General features: G+C 76.4%; 1 protein-coding gene. It reads left to right on the forward strand.

The genetic code is table 11. The features are described 5' to 3' along the window. Window positions 1-2,900: acyltransferase domain-containing protein (locus tag ACLQ2R_RS39375; protein ID WP_425966525.1), on the forward strand; the 2,900-nt coding region annotated here is incomplete at both ends.

Below are 2,900 nucleotides of genomic sequence, written 5' to 3' on the forward strand. Positions count from 1 at the left end.
AGATGGTGCAGGCGATGCGGCACGGGGTGTTGCCGCAGACGTTGCACGTGACCGAACCCACCCCCCACGTCGACTGGTCGGCGGGACGGGTCGAGCTGCTCACCGGGGCCCGCGCCTGGCCGGCCGGGACCAGGCCCCGCCGCGCGGGCGTCTCCTCGTTCGGTATCAGCGGCACCAACGCCCACGTCATCGTCGAGGAGGCCCCCGCTCCCGAGCCCGCGGCCCCCGGCCACGACCCCGTCCCGATCCCCTGGCCGATCAGCGCCCGCAACGACCGTTCCCTGCGGGCCCAGGCCGCCCGGCTGCACGCGGCCGTCACCTCCGGCGAACGGCCCGCCCCCGCCGACGTGGCACGCGCGCTCGCCGACCGCGCCGCCTTCCCCCACCGCGCCGTCGTGATCGCCCCCGACCACGACGCCCTCACCGCCACGCTCTCGGCGTACGTCGCCGGAGCGCCGGATCTCACGGCGGTCGTCGAAGGGGTCGCCACCGACCTGCCGAGGACCGCGTTCCTGTTCACCGGGCAGGGCGGGCAGCGCGCCGGGATGGGCCGGGAACTCGCGGCCTCCGCGCCCGCGTTCGCCGCCGCCCTGGAGGAGGTGTGCGCCGCCCTCGACCCCCACCTCGGCAGGCCGCTGCGCGACGTGATGTGGGCCGAGCCCGGCAGCCCCGCCGCGACCCTGCTGGACCGGACCGCCTACACGCAGCCCGCGCTGTTCGCCTTCGAGGTGGCCGCCTTCCGGCTGCTGCGGTCGTACGGGATGAGGCCCGACCTCGTCGCCGGGCACTCGGTGGGCGAGTACGCGGCCGCGCACGCCGCCGGGGTCTGGTCCCTGGAGGACGCGGCCCGCCTCATCGCCGCCCGCGGCCGGCTCATGGAGGAACTGCGCGAACCCGGCGCCATGGTCGCGGTGGAGGCGACGGCCGGGGAGGTCGCCGAGACGCTGGCCGGGCTGGAGTCGCGTGTCGGCATCGCCGCCGTCAACGGCCCCACCTCCGTGGTCGTGTCCGGCGCCGAGCAGGAGTGCCTGGCCGTCGCCGAGCAGTGGCGCTCCCGCGGCCGGCGCACCCGGCGCCTGTCCGTCAGCCACGCCTTCCACTCCCCGCTCATGGAGCCGATGCTGCCCGCGTTCGCCGCGGAGCTGGCGCGGGTGACGTTCCGCCCGTCCCGCACGGCCTTCGTCACCGGCATCGAGGGAACCTGGAGCGACGCCCGCTACTGGCTCGACCAGATCACCCGGCCCGTCCTGTTCCGGACGGCGATCTCCCGCCTGGAGGACGAGGGTGCCGGCGTCCTCGTGGAGGTGGGGCCGCGGGCGGTGCTGTCGGGCATGGCGCACGACTGCGTCACCCGCGAGGACATCGCGATCCTTCCCCTGCACCGGCGCGACCGTACCGAGCCCGACGCGCTCACCGACTGCCTCGCCCGCGCCTGGACGGCCGGCGCGGACGTGGACTGGTCCGCGGTGACGGGCACGGGCGGCCACGCCGACCTGCCCACCTACCCCTTCGAACGCGAGCGCTTCTGGCTCGACCCGCCCGCACCCGCCGCCGACCTGTCCTCGGCGGGACTGCGCGAGGCCGGCCACCCGCTGCTCAGCGCGATCGTCGACCCGCCCGAGGACGGCCCGGCCGTGCTGGCCGGGCGGCTGTCGGTCGTCGCCGCGCCGTGGCTGGCCGGGCACGCGGTGTCCGGCACGATCGTGCTGCCCGGGGCCGCGCTGGCCGAGCTGGTCCTGGAAGGCGCGGGGCGGGTGGGCTGCGACCTGGTCGACGAGCTGGTGTTCGAGGCCCCGCTGACACTGCCCGCGAGCGGCGGCACGGCGGTCCAGGTGGTCGTGGAGCGCGCCGACGCCTCCGGAGCCCGGCCGGTGCGCGTGTACTCGCGCCCCTCGGACGACACCGACTCCATCTGGACCCGCCACGTGTCGGCCACGGTCACCCCCTCCGCCGACGTTGCGGCCGGTGTCTCGTACGCGTGGGCGGCGCAGTGGCCGCCGGTGGGTGCGGAGCCGGTGGAGGTCGAGGGCGGGTACGAGCGGCTGGCGGAGCGGGGGTATGAGTACGGTCCGGCGTTCCAGGGGTTGCGTGCGGTGTGGCGCCGTGGCGAGGAGTTGTTCGCCGAGGTGGCGCTGCCCGAGGGCGTGGACGGGTCCGGGTACGGCATCCACCCCGCCCTCCTCGACGCCTCCTTCCACCCGCTGCTCGTCGCCGCGGAGACCACGACGGTGCGGCTGCCGTTCGAGCTGCGCGGCCTGCGGGTCCTGCGGCCCGGGGCGAACGCGCTGCGGGTCCGCCTGACCGGCGCCGAGACGGACGAGTGCGCCGTCGAGGCCGCCGACACCACGGGGCGCCCCGTGCTCTCCCTCGCCTCGATCCGGGTACGGGCGGTCCCCTCCGGCGGCCTGACCGGCTCCGCCCAGGCCGCCTACGGGGTGGACTGGGTCGAGACGCCGGCCGGGGACGGCGTGGCGGAGGCCGTGGTGATCCCCTGCGTGAGTGACCTGCCCGGCGTTCCCGCCCGCGTGCGCGAGCTGACCACGCAGGTGCTGGAGGCCATCCAGGACGAACGGCTGGCCGAATCCCGGCTGGCGTTCGTCACCCGGGCGGGCGACCTCGCCGGGGCGGCCGTGTGGGGGCTGGTGCGCTCGGCGCAGTCGGAGCAGCCAGGACGGTTCGTCCTGGCCGAGGTCGAGGACGACCACACCGACTGGGGTCCGCTTGCCGCGGTCGCCGAACCCCAGGTACGCGTCCGCGACGGCAGGATGCTGACCCCCCGGCTCATCCGCCGCACGCTCGAGGCACGACCGCGGGTACCGGTTCCGGGGACGGTGCTGGTGACCGGTGGCACCGGTGGTCTCGGTGCGCTGGTGGCGCGGCACCTGGTGACGGGTCACGGG

It is taken from the genome of Streptosporangium sp. DT93 (assembly GCF_049844535.1).
Taxonomy (GTDB): Bacteria; Actinomycetota; Actinomycetes; order Streptosporangiales; family Streptosporangiaceae; genus Streptosporangium.